This window comes from Streptomyces sp. NBC_00568, from assembly GCF_026341855.1.
GTDB lineage: Bacteria > Actinomycetota > Actinomycetes > Streptomycetales > Streptomycetaceae > Streptomyces.
In genome coordinates this window covers 2,678,534-2,694,269 of sequence record NZ_JAPENW010000001.1, presented here as the reverse complement: position 1 = coordinate 2,694,269, position 15,736 = coordinate 2,678,534, and the positions used below count along the sequence as shown (strand labels likewise).

The 15,736-nt window shown below is 71.6% G+C and carries 16 protein-coding genes; 11 read left to right on the top strand and 5 right to left on the bottom strand.

Translation table 11 applies throughout. From position 1 onward, the window contains the following. Nucleotides 1-60: 60 nt before the first annotated feature. Both OOK38_RS11635 and OOK38_RS11630 read right to left on the bottom strand, forming a co-directional pair. Nucleotides 61-801, bottom strand: coding sequence for a Clp protease N-terminal domain-containing protein (locus tag OOK38_RS11635; RefSeq protein ID WP_266761175.1), 741 nt, complete (start codon nt 799-801; stop codon nt 61-63). Between the two features lie 459 nt (nt 802-1,260). Then, entirely contained in the window at nt 1,261-3,384 is a 2,124-nt protein-coding gene (locus OOK38_RS11630) for an FtsX-like permease family protein (protein ID WP_266761177.1), read from the bottom strand. Nucleotides 3,385-3,961: 577 nt separating this feature from the next. Between OOK38_RS11630 and OOK38_RS11625 the strand changes: the two genes are divergently transcribed. Beyond that, nucleotides 3,962-5,089 (top strand): DUF2786 domain-containing protein, encoded by a 1,128-nt coding sequence (locus tag OOK38_RS11625; protein ID WP_266761179.1) that lies wholly within the window; start codon nt 3,962-3,964, stop codon nt 5,087-5,089. A gap of 30 nt (nt 5,090-5,119) precedes the next feature. Here OOK38_RS11625 and OOK38_RS11620 read toward each other — a convergent pair whose 3' ends face one another. Together OOK38_RS11620 and OOK38_RS11615 are read right to left on the bottom strand one after the other, a co-directional pair. Next, nucleotides 5,120-5,668, bottom strand: a complete 549-nt coding sequence (locus OOK38_RS11620; RefSeq protein ID WP_266761181.1) for a DUF4232 domain-containing protein — start codon at nt 5,666-5,668, stop codon at nt 5,120-5,122. Nucleotides 5,669-6,158: 490 nt separating this feature from the next. Then, nucleotides 6,159-6,677, bottom strand: coding sequence for a hypothetical protein (locus OOK38_RS11615; RefSeq protein WP_266761183.1), 519 nt, complete (start codon nt 6,675-6,677; stop codon nt 6,159-6,161). A 252-nt stretch (nt 6,678-6,929) separates the two neighbouring features. Between OOK38_RS11615 and OOK38_RS11610 the strand changes: the two genes are divergently transcribed. From OOK38_RS11610 to OOK38_RS11595, 4 genes are all read left to right on the top strand, one after another. Beyond that, nucleotides 6,930-7,316, top strand: coding sequence for a VOC family protein (locus OOK38_RS11610; RefSeq protein ID WP_266761185.1), 387 nt, complete (start codon nt 6,930-6,932; stop codon nt 7,314-7,316). A 374-nt stretch (nt 7,317-7,690) separates the two neighbouring features. Then, on the top strand, nt 7,691-8,005 hold the full coding sequence (locus OOK38_RS11605) for a metalloregulator ArsR/SmtB family transcription factor (protein ID WP_266765785.1): 315 nt from the start codon (nt 7,691-7,693) through the stop codon (nt 8,003-8,005). Beyond that, nucleotides 8,002-8,466, top strand: a complete 465-nt coding sequence (locus OOK38_RS11600) for an SRPBCC domain-containing protein (RefSeq protein ID WP_266761187.1) — start codon at nt 8,002-8,004, stop codon at nt 8,464-8,466. Before OOK38_RS11605 ends, OOK38_RS11600 begins: the two co-directional genes overlap by 4 nt. Before the next feature lie 247 nt (nt 8,467-8,713). Then, on the top strand, nt 8,714-8,956 hold the full coding sequence (locus tag OOK38_RS11595) for a DUF397 domain-containing protein (RefSeq protein WP_266765786.1): 243 nt from the start codon (nt 8,714-8,716) through the stop codon (nt 8,954-8,956). Between the two features lie 167 nt (nt 8,957-9,123). On the opposite strand, the gene OOK38_RS11590 is transcribed toward OOK38_RS11595, so the two are convergent. Then, nucleotides 9,124-9,642: an ATP-binding protein gene (locus OOK38_RS11590; RefSeq protein ID WP_266761189.1), complete on the bottom strand. Its 519-nt coding sequence runs from the start codon at nt 9,640-9,642 to the stop codon at nt 9,124-9,126. A gap of 338 nt (nt 9,643-9,980) precedes the next feature. Between OOK38_RS11590 and OOK38_RS11585 the strand changes: the two genes are divergently transcribed. The 6 genes from OOK38_RS11585 (at nt 9,981) to OOK38_RS11560 (ending at nt 15,683) form a co-directional block, all read left to right on the top strand. Next, nucleotides 9,981-10,805 (top strand): helix-turn-helix transcriptional regulator, encoded by an 825-nt coding sequence (locus OOK38_RS11585; RefSeq protein ID WP_266765787.1) that lies wholly within the window; start codon nt 9,981-9,983, stop codon nt 10,803-10,805. A 134-nt stretch (nt 10,806-10,939) separates the two neighbouring features. Continuing rightward, nucleotides 10,940-12,400, top strand: coding sequence for an aldehyde dehydrogenase family protein (locus OOK38_RS11580; protein WP_266761191.1), 1,461 nt, complete (start codon nt 10,940-10,942; stop codon nt 12,398-12,400). A 126-nt stretch (nt 12,401-12,526) separates the two neighbouring features. After that, a complete protein-coding gene (locus OOK38_RS11575) occupies nt 12,527-13,075 on the top strand; it encodes a DinB family protein (RefSeq protein ID WP_266761193.1) in 549 nt (182 codons plus the stop codon). Between the two features lie 41 nt (nt 13,076-13,116). After that, nucleotides 13,117-13,758, top strand: coding sequence for a PadR family transcriptional regulator (locus OOK38_RS11570; protein ID WP_266761195.1), 642 nt, complete (start codon nt 13,117-13,119; stop codon nt 13,756-13,758). Between the two features lie 138 nt (nt 13,759-13,896). After that, a complete protein-coding gene (locus OOK38_RS11565) occupies nt 13,897-14,850 on the top strand; it encodes an ATP-binding cassette domain-containing protein (RefSeq protein ID WP_266761197.1) in 954 nt (317 codons plus the stop codon). 104 nt (nt 14,851-14,954) lie between these two features. After that, nucleotides 14,955-15,683 carry an ABC transporter permease gene (locus OOK38_RS11560; RefSeq protein ID WP_266765788.1) on the top strand — a complete coding sequence of 243 codons (729 nt, stop codon included), beginning with the start codon at nt 14,955-14,957 and terminating at the stop codon, nt 15,681-15,683. Nucleotides 15,684-15,736 lie beyond the last annotated feature (53 nt).

The window sequence follows — 15,736 nt, the reverse complement described above, 5'->3', positions numbered from 1 at the left end:
TCCGGTGACGCGGCGGGTGACGCGTCGGACCTGCCGCCTCCCGCCGGTCGTCGCTCTCGGCTACCCGTTCCCCTCCGCCGCCTTCTGCTTGACGAGCTCCTCGATCATGCGTCCGATGTATGCCTCGGACGCCGCCTTGTCGACGCCGGCGGAGCTGAGGGCGCCCTCGCCGTTCTCGAACTCCAGGAGGGCGAGCAGGATGTGCTCGGTGCCGACGTAGTTGTGGCCGAGGCGGAGAGCCTCGCGGAAGGTGAGTTCCAGGACCTTCTTGGCGGCGGGGCCGTACGGGACCAGTTCGGGGACCTCGTCGGCGGCGGGCGGGAGCGTCGCGGTGGCCGCCTCGCGGACTGCCTTCAGGGAGACGCCCTGCGCGGTGATCGCCCGGGCGGCGATGGCGTCGGGCTCGCTGAGCAGGCCGAGGACGAGGTGCGCGGGCAGTCCTTCGGTGCCGCCCGTCGCCTTGCACTCGTTGTGCGCGACCATGACCACCTTGCGGGCCCGCTCGGTGTAGCGGCCGAACCCCTGGCTGGGGTCGAGGTCCGCCTCCGCCTTCGGTACGAACCGCTTCTGCGCGGCCTGCCGGGTGACTCCCATGCTCCTGCCGATGTCCGTCCAGGACGCCCCCGAGCGCCGCGCCTGGTCCACGAAGTGCCCGATCAGGTGGTCGGCCACGTCTCCCAGGTGATCCGCCGCGATCACCGCGTCCTGGAGCTGGTCGAGCGCGTCGCTGTGCACCTTCTTGATGGCCTCGATGAGGTCGTCGAGACGCACTGATGCCTTGCCGGGTGGATTCGTCGTCATGTGTCAACGGTAGGTTGACAGTTCAGGGGTGTCAACCCGAAGTTGACAGCTGCTCTGGTGGCGGCGTCCCGAGTCGGGGGGGGGGCTTCGGCAGCTCCGGTCGAGCGCTTCGTCGGCCCGGGTGAGCGTCGCGCCGACCAGGGGGAGGGCTGAGCCGGCCCGACGAGTTGCGCTCACCCGGGGGAGGTTTGCGTCGGCCCGGGGGTCGCGTCGGTCTGGAGGGTTGCGTCGACCCGGGAGGGGGTGCACCGACCTGGGGGCGCGCTGGGTCGGGGGGCGCGCTGGGTCGGGGGGCGCGCCGGGCCGGGGAGTCGCGCCGGCCTGGGGGCGCCAGCCTGGGGGGTCGCGCCGGGCCGAGGAGCCGCGCCGGGCCGAGCAGCCCCGTCGGCCGACGGGGCCGTTCCGTCCGCGTCGGCCGACGGGGCCGTTCCGTCCGCGTCGGCCGACGGGACCGTCCCGTCACGTCCGCCGCCACGCCCCCGCCACCGAAGCCCCCACCCCGATCACCAGGCACACCGCCACGCACCCGGACAGCGGCCCCCAGGGCACCACCACGCCCGCCGGTGCCGACAACCGACCCAGCGCTCCCGCCAGCCCCGCGAGATTCACCCCGGCGACGACGGCCCCGAGTGCCGCGCCCACGCAGACCGCGACCGCCGCCTCGCCCGCGACCACGCCCAGCGCCTGCGCCCGGGTGGCGCCCGCCCGGCGCAGGGACCGGAGCTCCGCACCCCGCGCGGAGGTCGCCATCAGACAGGTGCCGGCGAGGGAGATCCCGGCGTAGACGAGGGCGATCCCCAGGACCACCAGGAGCCCGAGCCGGGTCTGCGGGCCGCCGCGCGGGTGGGTCGCGGCCAGCCAGGCCGGGGTGGTGCGCACCGTGCCGCCGGACAGCCGCAGCGCCTGCGCGACCGCCGCCGGGTCGGCCCCGCGCAGCATCCGCGCGTCGAGGCGGTCGACGGTCGAACCCGGTGCGTTGGCCGTCGTCACGTACGCCCCGTTGTCGCCGGTGCCGCGTGCCAGGACGGCCGCGATCCGCAGCCGGGCGGGCCGCCCGTCGCCCAGCCGGACGGAGACCCAGGAGCCCACCTTGTGGTGTTCCCACTCCTCGTCGACGACGATCGAGCGGTCGTCGAGATCGCGCACGTCGCCCGCGACCACCGGCAGCCGGGTCACCGACACGAACGCCGCCACGTCGTTCACCGCCCGTGCGTCCGACCGTAGGAGCGCGGTCCCTTCCTCGCGTACGAAGACGGCGGTCGACGCGGTCGCGGACACCGTCGCGCCGGGTACCGTCACCTTCTTCACGTGCTCACCGGTGACGACGAACTGAGCCCGCGTCCGCTCCCGTGCCTCCGTCGCCCGCGCCTCCGTCACGGTCGCCGCCGAACCGAGCAGCGATCCGGCCAGCGCGACCGTCACCAGGACGGGAGCGGCCACGGCGGCGGTGCGCCGGACGGAGGCTGCCGCGTTCTCGCGGATCAGCAGCCCGTACGCGCGAGGGAGCCGCTGGAGCGGAAGCAGCCGTACGGCCGGGCCGACCAGCATCGGTGCCAGCACGGCCACCGCCGTGATCAGCACCATCGGCTGCGTCGCGTAGGTCTTGCGCTTCAGGAGCGCCGCCGGGTCCGCGTACAGCGTCCAGGCCGTCAGCCCGAGTCCGGCCGCCAGCAGGACCACCCCGGTCACCCGCCGGGAGCGCGGCATCACGCCCGTGTCCACCGACGCCTCGCGCAGCGACTCCAGGGGGCCGGTCCGCCCCGCCCGCCTCGCGGAGGCCCAGGCCCCCGCGAGGGCCACCGACACCCCTGTGCAGAAGGCGACTTCGTACGGCCAGTACGTCCCGTCCCGCAGTGCGAACCAGGGCGGCGCCACCCCGCCGTCCACCAACGACCGTACGAGCAGGGGCGCTTCACGGCCGCCCAGCGCGCAGCCCGCCGCCGAGGCCGTGAGCCCCACCGCGAGCGCCTCCCCGAGCACGGTCCGCCGGACCTGCCCCGGCAGGGCGCCGACCAGGCGCAGCAGCCCGAACTCCCTTCGCCGCAGGGCCACTACGAACGCGAAGGTCGACGCCGTCACGAAGACCGAGACGAAGGCCGCCACTCCGGCCGCCGTGCCCAGCAGCGCGTCGACTCCGACCAGCGCCTCGGCGTCCCGCGCGGCGGAGGGGTCGGCCCGGTGCCGTTCGTCGCCGGTGAGCACGCGGGCGCGGTCGCCGACGAGCCGCCGTACGGCCGCGACGGGAGCGTCGACGCCGACCGCGTCCCGGGCCGCGCCATCGGTCCGGACACGTCCCAAAGTCCCGAGTTCGGCGATCAACGCGCTGTCCACAGGGTGTGGATGGGCCAGCGGCTTCGACGCCAGGGCGGTATCCGGCCCCCGCCGGACCTCCATCGTGACGGTGTCCTGGCCCATCACCACGACCGGCGAGGCCGCGAACCGGGTCGGCGGGCGCTTGGGCGGATCGAGCGCGGCGGCGAGGCCCAGCCCCATGGCCGTCATCACCGCCACCCCGAGCGTGACGGCGACAAAACACCCGAGAAGGGACGGCCAGCGCGACCGCAGCGACGCGAGGCTCAGCACGACACCCACTCCACCCCGGTCGCACCGGCCGCCCGGCCTTCTCCGGCCTCCTTGTCCGGTCCGGCCTCCCCGGCCGGGCGATCCAAGCTCACCCCGCCCGGCGGGACGGCGCCCCGGTGATCCCGGCTCGCGGACCCGAGCCGTACGGAGGTCCGGTGCCGTGCGGAGGCCCGGTGCCGTACGGAGGTCCGGTGCCGTGCGGAGGTCCGGTGCCGTGCGGAGGTCTGGGGACATGTGGAGGTCCGGTGCTCTGCGGAGGTCTGGGGACGTGCGGAAGTCTGGAGGCGTACGGAGGATCGGAGCCGTACGTAGGTCCGCAGCCGTCCGGAGGATCGGAGGCGTACGGAAGGCTGGAGGCGCGCTGAAGGCCGGAGGCATGCGCAGGGCCGGAGGCGTGCGGAGGGCTGGAGGTCGGCGGGGGGTCGGGGATGCGCGGGGGATCGGAGACGCGCGGCGGTGTTCGGCATGGCTCCAGCGAACCGTCCGCCGGCCGCCCGGACACGACCACCAGGGGGCGTCCCGGGGGTGGGGCAGGCCATACCTCGGGGACCCGGCCGGCCCGTGACACGATCGGGGAATGAGTACGTCCAGCATCGTGGAGCGCGCCTTCGGGGCCGCCCTCTACGCCGACTCCGAATCGGCCCTCGACACCGGCGCCTCCCTGCTCGCAGCCGATCCGGCTTCCGACGCCGAACTCGCCCGGCGCGGTGAGGAGTTCGTCGCGGCGGCCTGGCGGCGCGGCTGGCAGCCCGCCGACCTCGTACGGATCGTGCGGCGCGACCTGGACGACGTCCACGTACGCCTGGTGACGTCCTCGATCCTCAAGGAGCGGGAAGGGGACCGCTCGGCCCGGGGCGCGCGCTGGGCGGCCCAGCTCGACGAGCTGGAGGCCGAGCCCCACGACGTCCGCACCGACCGCTTCTCCCGCGCCACCGCCGTCCTGGAGCTCTACCGTCTGCTCCTGCGCCTGCCCGCCATCGAGCCGCTGGACGCGCCGCGGGCGGCGACCACGGCGGCCGCGCCGCAGGAGACACGCATGCTCACCCGCATCCGCGCCCTGCTCGCGAAGGCGGAGGCGACCGGGTTCCCGGAGGAGGCGGAGGCACTCAGCGCCAAGGCGCAGGAGCTGATGGCGCGGCACAGCATCGACGAGGCGCTGCTCGCCGCCCGGACCCACGCGAAGGACGCGCCCGGCGCCTGCCGGATCGGCGTCGAGCCGCCGTACGAGACGGCCAAGGCGGTGCTCCTGGACGCGGTGGCCGGTGCGAACCGCTGCCGGGCCGTGTGGAACGAGGCCCTCGGCTTCTCGACCGTGGTCGGCTTCGAACCCGATCTGGAGGCGGTCGAGCTGCTCTACACCTCGCTCCTCGTGCAGGCCACGGCGGCGATGACGAAGGCGGAGGCGGCACAGCGGGCGGGTGGCCGCAAGCGCACGAAGACCTTCCGGCAGTCGTTCCTCGCCGCCTACGCGCACCGGATCGGCGACCGGCTCGCGTCGGTCGCCGAGGGCCAGGTGACCGCCACGGAGGGGGAGTTGCTGCCGGTGCTCGCGGCCCGCGACGTGGCGGTCGCGGACCACCTGGACCGGATGTTCCCCGAGACCGTGACGACCCGGATACGTGGGGTCACCGACGAGGCCGGATGGCACGCGGGTGCCGCGGCGGCGGACCGGGCGCGGGTCAGGGACCGGCGCCCGCTCCCGTAGGAGCCCGGCAGGGCGGGCGTTCGTCCGCCGTCAGTCGCCCGCGTGCTGGAACGCCGTCACGGAGGCGTTCGGTTCGCTCGCCGATCCCTTGCCCGCGACCGGGCCGTACGACCACGGGAAGTCCTGGGTGGTGTCGGCGCCGGGCAGGGCGATCTTCAGGGTCTTCGCGGCGAGGGTCTTCGCGTCGCCTTCCGCGCCCCGGACGTAGGTGATGGTGAAGGACGCGGTCTCGCCCTTGGCGAGGGGCAGCTCGGCCGGCTGCGCGGATTCGTCCGCGACGATGTCCGCGGAGGTGCCGCCCGCCTGTACGGAGAGGCTGGGGAAGCCCTTCAGGGTGCACGCGGCGCCCTTGTTCGTGAGGGTGACCGGGATGTTGCCCGTGTCCCCGGCGGTCGTGGCGGCGTTCGCGGGACCGACCTGGATGTCGGTGTCCCCGATCCCGCAGGCCGCGACAGTGTCCTTCTTCGCGGGGGCGGAGGAGCCTCCGGACTTCCCGGAGTCGCTGGAACCGCCGTCGTCGCAGGAGGTCAGGGCGAGGGCCGCCGCGAGGACGGTGACGGCGATGGGCAGAGCGCGCATGGGTTCCCCTGGGGGTCGTGACGATGTGCATGGATCATCACGCACGCGGGTCCACCGAGGTTGCGCACCCCTGGCCGTTCACCCGCCCCGGACCGATATCGCCCGTTTTTGTCCCAGGGTCTTCCCCGCGCTGACGGAATGAGCCGACTCCGGGCCGAAGGGGATCGCTCTTTCGGGGGTGGGCCATCGTACGAGCCTGAGCTTGACCCTGAGCTTGACCCTGAGCGGGAGCCGGAGAGGGAACCGGAGTCGAGCCGAGCCCGAGTCCGAGCCGAGCCCGAGCCCGAGCCGGGTCCGAGTCCGAGCCGGGTCCGAGCCCGAGCCGGGTCCGAGCCCGGGTCCGAGCCCGAGCCGTCCGAGCCCGAGCCCGAGGGCCGATCGGCTGCAACGACTGAGCGGACGGCCGAATCCCAGGGGTTCGGCCGTCCGCTCGGTCGGGTGCGCCGGATCGGCGGCCGGGCTCGCCGGTCAGGAGCCCAGGCTTGCCGGATCAGGAGCCCAGGCTCGCCGTGGGCAGTCCCGTGGGCAGCTCCCCACCCTCGCTCTTGGTGTACGTCTCCTGGCCGAGGTCACCCTCCCAGGTGACCTTCAGGGTCGTACCGCTGACGGAGTCGACCATGCCGACGGCACGCTTCTTGCTGCCGTCCGTGCAGGTGAGGCGGATCATCCGCATGTTCGCCTCCTCGGCCGAGGTGCCGCTGCACATGGTGCCGCCGGTCGCGAAGAGGCCCGCTTGCTTGCCGTTGATCATCAGAACCACGGCCTTGCCGCCCGCGGTGGTGAGCCAGCTGCCCTGGAGCTTGCCGCCCGCCGAGGACGTGCTTCCGGAGCCGCCACCGGTACCGGCGCCACCCGTACCGGCGCCGTCCGTGGCGGACGCGCTCGGGCTCGCCGACGGGTCCCCGGAGTCGCCGCCGCTGCTGCAACCGGTCAGCGCGAGCGCCGCGGCCAGACCCACGGCCGCGGCCGTGGTGCGTGCCGGGCGGGACGGGAAGGTCGCCGTAGTCACTGAAGCCCCCAAGGGTGGGATGGATGCGGGTCGCCCGGACGGTCGCAGCAAGTTATCAGGAGGACCCGCGAGCCCCCGGCGGGAAACCTCGTGCGCTTGCTCACGCGGCTTCCCCCGGCTCCGGGCGGCTACACCGGAGAGGGGGCGAGAGTCCGGGTGCGGTGACACGTCAAGCACCTGCCACGGAACGCCATAGGTAGGAGTTTCCCTACGATTGACGCGTAGGGAAACTCCTACCTATGCTGCGGTCCCATGAACATCACCCACGCCTCCTTCATCACCCTCCCCGTCGCCGACCAGGACCGGGCCCTGCGCTTCTATGCGGACGTCCTCGGTTTCCAGGTCACCGCCGACCTGGACATGCCGCCCGGCCGGTGGCTCCAGGTCGCGCCCGAGGGGGCGCAGACCGTCTTCACGCTCTCGGGTCCGGGCATGGGGAGTTTCACGCCCGGCGAGACCCGGGGGATCATGTTGGTCACGACCGATGTCGACGCCGACTGCGCGCGGCTCACCGCCGCGGGTGTCGCGGTGGAGGGTCCCGACGACCTCCCCTGGGGCCGCATGGCCTCGTTCCGCGACCCGGACGGCAACAGTCTGATGCTGATCACGGAGAAGGCCCTGGAAGCGGCCTCGGAGTAGGAGCGAAGGGTGCTGAGCGCGCCATGACTGTGATCCGGACCGGGGCCGGGACCGAGGCCGGGACTGAGGCCGATGCCGCCCCTGGAGTCGGGGTCGCCCCGGGAGTCGATGCCGCCCCGGGACCCGGGGTCGCCTCGGCGGTCGGGGACGGGGCTTCCGCCGGCGCCCCCGCCGGAACCACTGCCAGGGTCCCTGCCGGCGCCCCCGCCGGTACCACTGCCGGGGTCCCTGCCGGCGCCCCCGCCGGGGTCCCGGCCGGCGCCTCCGCCGGGGCGCCTGCCGGAGCGTCCGCCGGAGCCCCCGCCGAGGTTCCTGACGATGATGCTTCCGCCGGAACTCCTACCGGAACTCCCGCCGGAGCCCGCGAGGACCAGATCTTCGCCGCGCTCGCCAACGCCACCCGCCGCGAGGTGCTCCGGCTGCTGCGCGAGCAGGGGCCCCAGCCCGTCCAGGCCCTGGCCGATCACTTCGCCATGCGGCGCCCCAGCCTCTCGGAACACCTCAAGGTGCTCCGGGGGGCCGGACTCGTGTCCGAGGAGCGCGCGGGCCGGCAGCGCATCTACCGTCTGGAGGCCGCCCCGCTCGCCGATGTGCAGGACTGGCTCCATCCGTACGAGCGGTTCTGGCGCGACCGGCTGAAGGGGCTCGGCGATCTTCTGGATCGCATGCCCGATGATGCCGGGACATGAACTCCGCCCCAGAGGACGACGACCTCACGACCATCCGCGTCGACCAGTTCCTGCCGCATCCGCCCGCCAAGGTCTGGCGCGCCCTCACCGAGCCCGAACTGCTCGCGCAGTGGCAGATGCCGGGGTCCGAGAACTTCCGGCTCGAGGTCGGCCACCGGTACGCACTGACCGCGGTCCCGCGCCCCAACACGAACTTCTCCGGCACCGTCGACGTGCGCGTTCTCGCCTATGAGCGGGAGCGGATGCTGAGCGTCCGGTGGGCGGACGCGGACCCCTCCCGTCCCGCCGAGTGGACCATTACTTGGACACTGGAACAGGAAGGGCGCGGTACGCGTCTCTTCCTAGTACACGAGGGATTCGATCCGGACGATCCCGCACAGATGATGGCGCGGAAGATCATGGACGGGGGCTGGAGGTCGCATGTGATGCGAGCTCTGGGGAATGCGCTGGACCGGATGTAGTCCGTTCCGCAATTCGGTGAGCTGCAGGCCGTAGTCGGGCGGACGACAGCCGGTAGTCAAGTGCCGGTAAAAGCTGTAACCGCAGGCCTACCCCGCGTGCACGTGCATCTGCCCATGCATCTGCACATGAACAGAGCTATGATCCGAGTCAGTTGACTACTGCATCTATGGCCACCTCAGCCACTGCACGACCGGGGAGCGACCTGTGGACCACGACGTGTTCGACGTGGATGACGTGTACGACGGCATGGCTGAAGACGTGTACAACGGCATGGCCGCGACCGAGCTGAACGGCGTCGCCTGGCAGAAGAGTCGGCACAGCAACTCACAGGGTTCCTGCGTGGAGTTCGCGCGGTTGCCCGGTGGCGACGTGGCCGTGCGGAATTCGCGGTTCCCCGAGGGGCCCGCGCTCGTCTACACACGTGCCGAGATCGAGGCGATGCTGCTGGGCATCAAGGACGGCGAGTTCGATCATCTGATCGCGGGCTGACGGCCGTGGTCGCGGGCCGTTTCGGGCGAGTCGGCCGCAGGGGTGCGGGCCGCAGCGGTGCCGGCGCCGGGAATGTCGGCGGGCACGTCGGCGTCAATCGAGGACAAACCTCACTCGCCGTTCAGTAACGCGCGTAGAACCGCGGCGCCGAAAAGCGCCGCGGTTCGTCATTCGGAGGGGAGCGCGGCCGGGGGCTGCGGTCCCAGCCGGAACAACGCCCACACGACCTTGCCGCTGAGTGTTCCGGCGAGCGGGTGCCAGCCCCAGCTGTCGGAGAACGAGTCGACCAGGAAGAGGCCGCGCCCCGACTCCGCAGAGAAGTCGTCCGAGTCGCCGGCCACCGGACTGTCATGGCTGGGGTCGCGCACCGCGCACACCAGACGCGAGGTCCACCGCATCAAGTGCAGCCGTACGGGCGGCCCTTGGTCGTCCTTGCGGGGCGTGTCCGAGGGCAGCGCGTGCCGCAGGGCGTTGGTGACGAGTTCGGAGACCACCAGACAGACGTCGTCGAAACGGTCGCCTATCTCCCACTGGTCCAGCGTGCCGCGGGTGAACTGCCGGGCCTCGCGCACCGCTTCGTAGCGGGCGGGCAAGGCGCACGAGGCGGCGCTGGACACGGCCGCGGGATCGAGAGGCGGAAGTCCCTGCCGTAAGGGTTCGAGCATGGTCGATCCATTCGTCCCCATGCGAGGCACTCCCGGGTGTTCGCGGTCGTTGCGATGCAGCGGTGGCGCGGGGACCATGGTTCCGAATGCGTACAGCAGATGCAAGGGCAGATGCACGTGCACGCGCCCGAATTGGACCTTCCTCTCCTACTTCTTACTCATTTCTTCTGTCACCTTATTCCCAGTTGTTGACCCCGTACTGATCCTTTCCTGTGCGGCTCCTTTGGCTACTTTCCGTTTCCGTAACCGAACGAGTACAGCTTGAAGTGTTTTAGTGGCAGACTTCGGCGTCTGGAAGACGGTTGGGGAGGCTGACGAACGTGAGCGCTGGTGAGTCGAGCGGCTCGGTGGTGCGGCGCATGCTGCTGGGGTCACATCTGCGGCGCCTGCGTGAGGCGCGTGGCATCACCCGTGAAGCGGCCGGTTACTCGATCCGCGCCTCCGAATCGAAGATCAGTCGCATGGAGTTGGGAAGGGTGAGCTTCAAGACGCGCGACGTCGAGGATCTGCTGACGCTCTACGGCATCAACGACGAGGCCGAGCGCACCTCCCTGGTCTCGCTCGCCAAAGAGGCCAACGTCGCGGGCTGGTGGCACAGTTACTCCGACGTCCTGCCCAGCTGGTTCCCCACCTACGTCGGCCTCGAGGGCGCGGCCCACCTGATCCGGGTGTACGAAGTGCAGTTCGTGCACGGCCTGTTGCAGACCGAGGCGTACGCCCACGCGGTCGTCCGGCGCGGGATGAAGGGCGCCTCCGCCGCCGACGTCGACCGGCGTGTGGCCCTACGGCTGGAGCGCCAGAAGTATCTCGTCTCGGAGAACGCCCCCGAGTTCCACATCGTCCTCGACGAGGCCGCGCTGCGCCGCCCGTACGGCGACCGCGAGGTGATGCGCGGACAGCTCCAGCATCTGATCGAGGTCTCGGAGCAGCCCAACGTACGGCTTCAGGTCATGCCGTTCAGCTTCGGCGGGCACTCCGGCGAGAGCGGTTCCTTCACCATCCTGAGCTTCCCGGAGTCCGACCTGTCGGACGTCGTCTATCTGGAGCAGCTCACCAGCGCGCTCTACCTGGACAAGCGCGAGGACGTCACCCAGTACGAGAGCGCGCTCAAGCAGCTGCAGCAGGACAGCCCCGGGCCGTCCGAGAGCCGCGATCTCCTGCGGGGGCTGCTCCAGCTGTCCTGAGAGTCCCCACAGACTTCCCAGGCCTTCTTCAACTCCCTTGAAACACAAGTACGATGACGTGTGATCAGACCGTGATCGGATGTCTGCTGACCCGGGCCAGGACTGCCTCGGCAGCACAGGGATTGAGGGAGCACATGTCGTCCTACTTCACCGACCTGGCCCAGCAGTACATCGACGGCGAGTGGCGCCCGGGAACGGGCTCCTGGGACATCATCGACTTCAACCCGTACGACGGCGAGAAGCTGGCGTCGATCACGATAGCCACGGTCGAAGAGGTCGATGACGCCTACCGCGCCGCCGAGCGCGCCCAGAAGAAGTGGGGCGCGACGAACGCGTACGCGCGGCGTGCGGTCTTCGAGAAGGCACTCGCCCTCATCGACGAGCGCGAGGCGGAGATCGCCGAGGTCATCATCGCCGAGCTCGGCGGCACCCGCCTCAAGGCGGCCTTCGAGCTGCACCTCGTCCGGGAGTTCCTGCGCGAGTCGGTCCAGCTGGCGCTGCGCCCCGAAGGGAAGATCATCCCCTCGCCGGTCGACGGCAAGGAGAACCGCCTCTACCGCGTCCCGGTCGGCGTCGTGGGTGTCATCAGCCCCTTCAACTTCCCCTTCCTGCTGTCGATCAAGTCCGTCGCGCCGGCTCTCGCGCTCGGCAACGGCGTGGTCCTGAAGCCGCACCAGAACACCCCGATCGTCGGCGGTTCCCTGGTCGCGAAGATCTTCGAGGACGCGGGCCTGCCCGGTGGTCTCCTCAACGTCGTCATCACCGACATCGCCGAGATCGGCGACGCCTTCATCGAGCACCCGGTCCCGAAGGTCATCTCCTTCACCGGCTCCGACAAGGTCGGCCGTCACGTGGCCACGGTCTGCGCCGCGAACTTCAAGCGCTCGGTGCTCGAACTGGGCGGCAACAGCGCCCTGGTGGTCCTGGAGGACGCGGACATCGACTACGCGGTCGACGCGGCGGTCTTCAGCCGCTACGTCCACCAGGGCCAGGTCTGCATGGCCGCGAACCGTGTCCTCGTGGACCGGTCGATCGAGGCCGAGTTCACCGAGAAGTTCGTCGCCAAGGTCAGGACGCTGAAGACCGGTGACCCGAGCGACCCGCAGACGGTCATCGGCCCGGTCATCAACTCCTCGCAGGCGGACGCGCTCTCGGGTGCCGTCGAGCAGGCGATCGCCGAGGGTGCCACCGCGCTGCTGCACGGCTCGACCACCGACAACCTGGTCGAGCCCTCCGTCCTGACCGGCCTCCCCGCCGACTCGGGCCTGCTCCGGCAGGAGATCTTCGGCCCGGTCGTCTTCCTCGTCCCGTTCGACGGCGAGGAGGAGGCGGTCAGGATCGTCAACGACACCCCGTACGGCCTCTCCGGCGCCGTCCACACGGCCGACGTCGAGCGCGGCGTGAACTTCGCCAAGCAGATCGACACCGGCATGTTCCACGTCAACGACGGCACCGTCCACGACGAGCCCCTCGTCCCCTTCGGCGGCGAGAAGCACTCCGGCATCGGCCGCCTGAACGGCGAGACGACGGTCGACGCCTTCACCACGACGAAGTGGATCTCGGTGCAGCACGGGCGGAGCCTCTTCCCCTTCTGACGCGCCTTCCCGGCAGGCCCTGCTGACACGCCTTCGCGCCCCGGACCCTTGCGGACAGAAACTGACCGCAAGGGTCCGTAGCGTCATCGGTGTCAGGCAACAGGACCCGATGAAAGGCGGCCGGTCATGGTCACGCACGTGCGAGCCGAGGAGCAGGGCGACGAACGCGGAGCACTGCTCGCCTTCGTGGAGGAGCAGCGCGGCGGCATCCGCCGGGCACTGCTGGGGCTGACCGAGGAGCAGGCGGCGAGCAGGCCGAGCGCCAGCGAACTCTCGCTCGGCGGGCTGCTCAAGCACGTCGCCGAGGTCGAGCAGGGCTGGGTCGCACGGGCCAAGGGGGAGCAGCCCGCGGTGAAGCGGGACGAGTCGAACTGGCACGAGTGCTTCGTCCTCACGGAGGGCGAGACGGTCGCCTCCCAGCTCGCGTACTGGGAGAAGGTCGCCGCCGAGACGGAGGCGTTCCTGCGCTCGGTGCCGAGTCTCGACGACACCTTCGCGCTCCCGAACGACCCCTGGTTCCCGCCGGAGGGCCGCGTCTCGATGCGCTGGCTGGCACTGCATCTGATCCGCGAGACGGCCCGCCACGCCGGGCACGCCGACATCATCCGCGAGTCCCTGGACGGCAGGACCGCCTTCGAGCTGGTGGCGATGGAACAGGGCACATCCTGGAGCTGACCGGACGACGGGGCTTCGCGGACACCCCCTAGGCTGGACGGATGTCAGCGATCCGTCTCCTCGTGCTCGGCGCGGTCCGCCAGCACGGGCGGGCCCACGGCTACCAGGTGCGCAACGACCTGGAGTACTGGGGCGCGCACGAGTGGTCCAACGCCAAGCCCGGCTCGATCTATCACGCGCTCAAGCAGATGGCCAAGCAGGGCCTGCTGCACGCCCACGAGATCGCGCCGTCCACGGCCGGCGGACCGCCGCGCACCGAGTACGAGATCACGGACAAGGGCACCGAGGAGTTCCTGTCGCTGCTGCGCGAGTCCCTGACGTCGTACGACCAGAAGATGGACGTCCAGTCGGCGGGCATCGGCTTCATCGTCGACCTGCCGAGGGGCGAGGCGGTGGCCCTCCTGAAGGAGCGGATCCGCGGGATCGAGGAGTGGCGGGCGTCCGTCACCGAGCACTACGTGCCCGAGGACGGCCCCGAGCAGCTCGGCCACATCGGCGAGATCATGAACCTCTGGGTCCACACCGCCGACGCGGACGCCGCGTGGACGCGCGGCCTGATCGCCCGCGTCGAGGGCGGTGCGTACACCTTCGCCGGGGAGGGCGAGGCGTTCGTCGGCATCCTCGGGGAGGGCGAGGACAACCCGTACGCGACGGGGGAGCGGCACCCCGAGGACGCGCGCTGAGCCGCGCACAGCCGCACACTCATCAAGTTTGACTAATGCTCCGGCCGGGCATACCCTCCGCGACATGGCAGTAGTCAAGTTTGAATACTGCTTCCGGGCAGTGGGCCGGGAGCGGGCTGCCGGAGCGGAGGGAGCGGGATGACCGAGGCGATCGTCGCCGAAGGCGTACGCAAGCGGTACGGGGACAGACACGCGCTGGACGGACTGGACCTGCGGGTCGGGTACGGCACGGTGCACGGGGTGCTCGGCCCCAACGGCGCGGGCAAGACGACCCTGGTCAGGGTCCTGTCCACCCTGCTGCGGCCGGACAGCGGCCGGGTGGAGGTCGCCGGGCACGACCTGGTGCGCGAGGCCCGCCGGGTGCGGTCACGCATCGGCCTGCTCGGCCAGCACGCCGCGCTCGACGAGGAACTCGGCGGCCGGCAGAACCTGGAGATGTTCGGGCGCCTCCACCACCTGGGCGCCCGCGCCGCGCGCGAGCGGGCCGGTGAGCTCCTGGAACGCTTCGGCCTCGCCGACACCGGCCGCAAGGCGGTCCGCGCGTACAGCGGCGGCATGCGGCGCCGCCTGGACCTGGCCGCCTCCCTCATCACCGACCCCGAGGTGCTGTTCCTGGACGAACCGACGACCGGGCTCGACCCGCGCGGCCGGGCCGAGGTGTGGGCCGCGGTGCGCTCCCTGGTCGGCGGCGGCACGACGGTGCTGCTCACCACGCAGTACCTGGAGGAGGCGGACCAGCTCGCCGACCGCATCTCGGTCGTCGACCGCGGACGCGTCATCGCGGACGGCACGGCGGACGAACTGAAGTCCCGGACGGGCGGCGACCGCATCGACGTGGTGCTGCGCGACGCGGGACTGCTGGGCGCCGCCGTGGCCCTGCTGCCGTTCCCCGGGGAGGGCGTCTCGGTCGACACGGACCGCCGGCTGCTGAGCGCCCCGGTCACCGACCGCATGGCGGCCCTCGCCGCGGTCGTACGCGCCCTGGAGGAGGCCGGGATCGAGGCGGAGGACATCGCGCTGCGGCGGCCGACACTCGACGAGGTGTTCCTGCACCTCACCGGAGACGAGCAGCGAGTGAAGGAGGCCGTGTGAGCACGACGTACGACACCAACCGCGCAAGGAACCGGGGTCCTTGGCGGCACGGGGAACCCCGGGGACAGCGTGAGGGCGGCCGTCTCCTCTCCGACTGCTGGACCATGACCCGCCGCGAACTCGCCCACTGGGCACGGCAACCGGTCCAGGTCGCCGTCGGCCTGGTCTTCCCCGTGATGCTGCTCCTGATGTTCGGCTACCTCGTCGGCGGCGGCCGGGGGGTCGAGGGCGACTACGTCGACTACCTGGTGCCGGGGATGCTTGCCCTGACCATGGCCTTCGGTCTGGAGGGCACGATGCTGGCCGTCACCCAGGACCTCAACAAGGGCGTCATCGACCGTTTCCGCTCCATGCCGATGGCCAACGGCGCGGTCCTGGTGGGCCGTTCGGCCGCCGACATGCTCCAGTCGGCCGTGGGCCTGGCCGTGCTGACCGGGGTCGGGTACGCGATCGGCTGGCGCGCCGACAGCACGCCCGGCGCGTTCCTCGCAGCGATGGGCCTGCTCCTGCTCTTCCGCTTCGCGATGCTGTGGATCGGCATCCACCTGGCGATGGTGGCCGGGAAGCCGGAGATGGTGCAGGCCGTGCAGATCCTGGTCTGGCCCGTCGGCTTCCTGTCCAACGCCTTCGCCGTCCCCGACTCCATGCCCGGCTGGCTGGGCACGGTCGTCGCATGGAACCCGATGTCCCAGACGGCGACGGCCGTGCGCGACCTGTTCGGCGGACCGGGCGGGGAGCCGGGTCACATCGGGGCGGCGGTTCTCTGGCCCCTTGCCCTGCTCGCGGTCTTCTTCCCTCTGGCGGTCCGGCGATTCGCCCGCCTGAGCCACTAGCGGAACACCTCGCCCGCCCGGCGCCGCGAGGCCGGGCGGGCACCCGCCGCTCC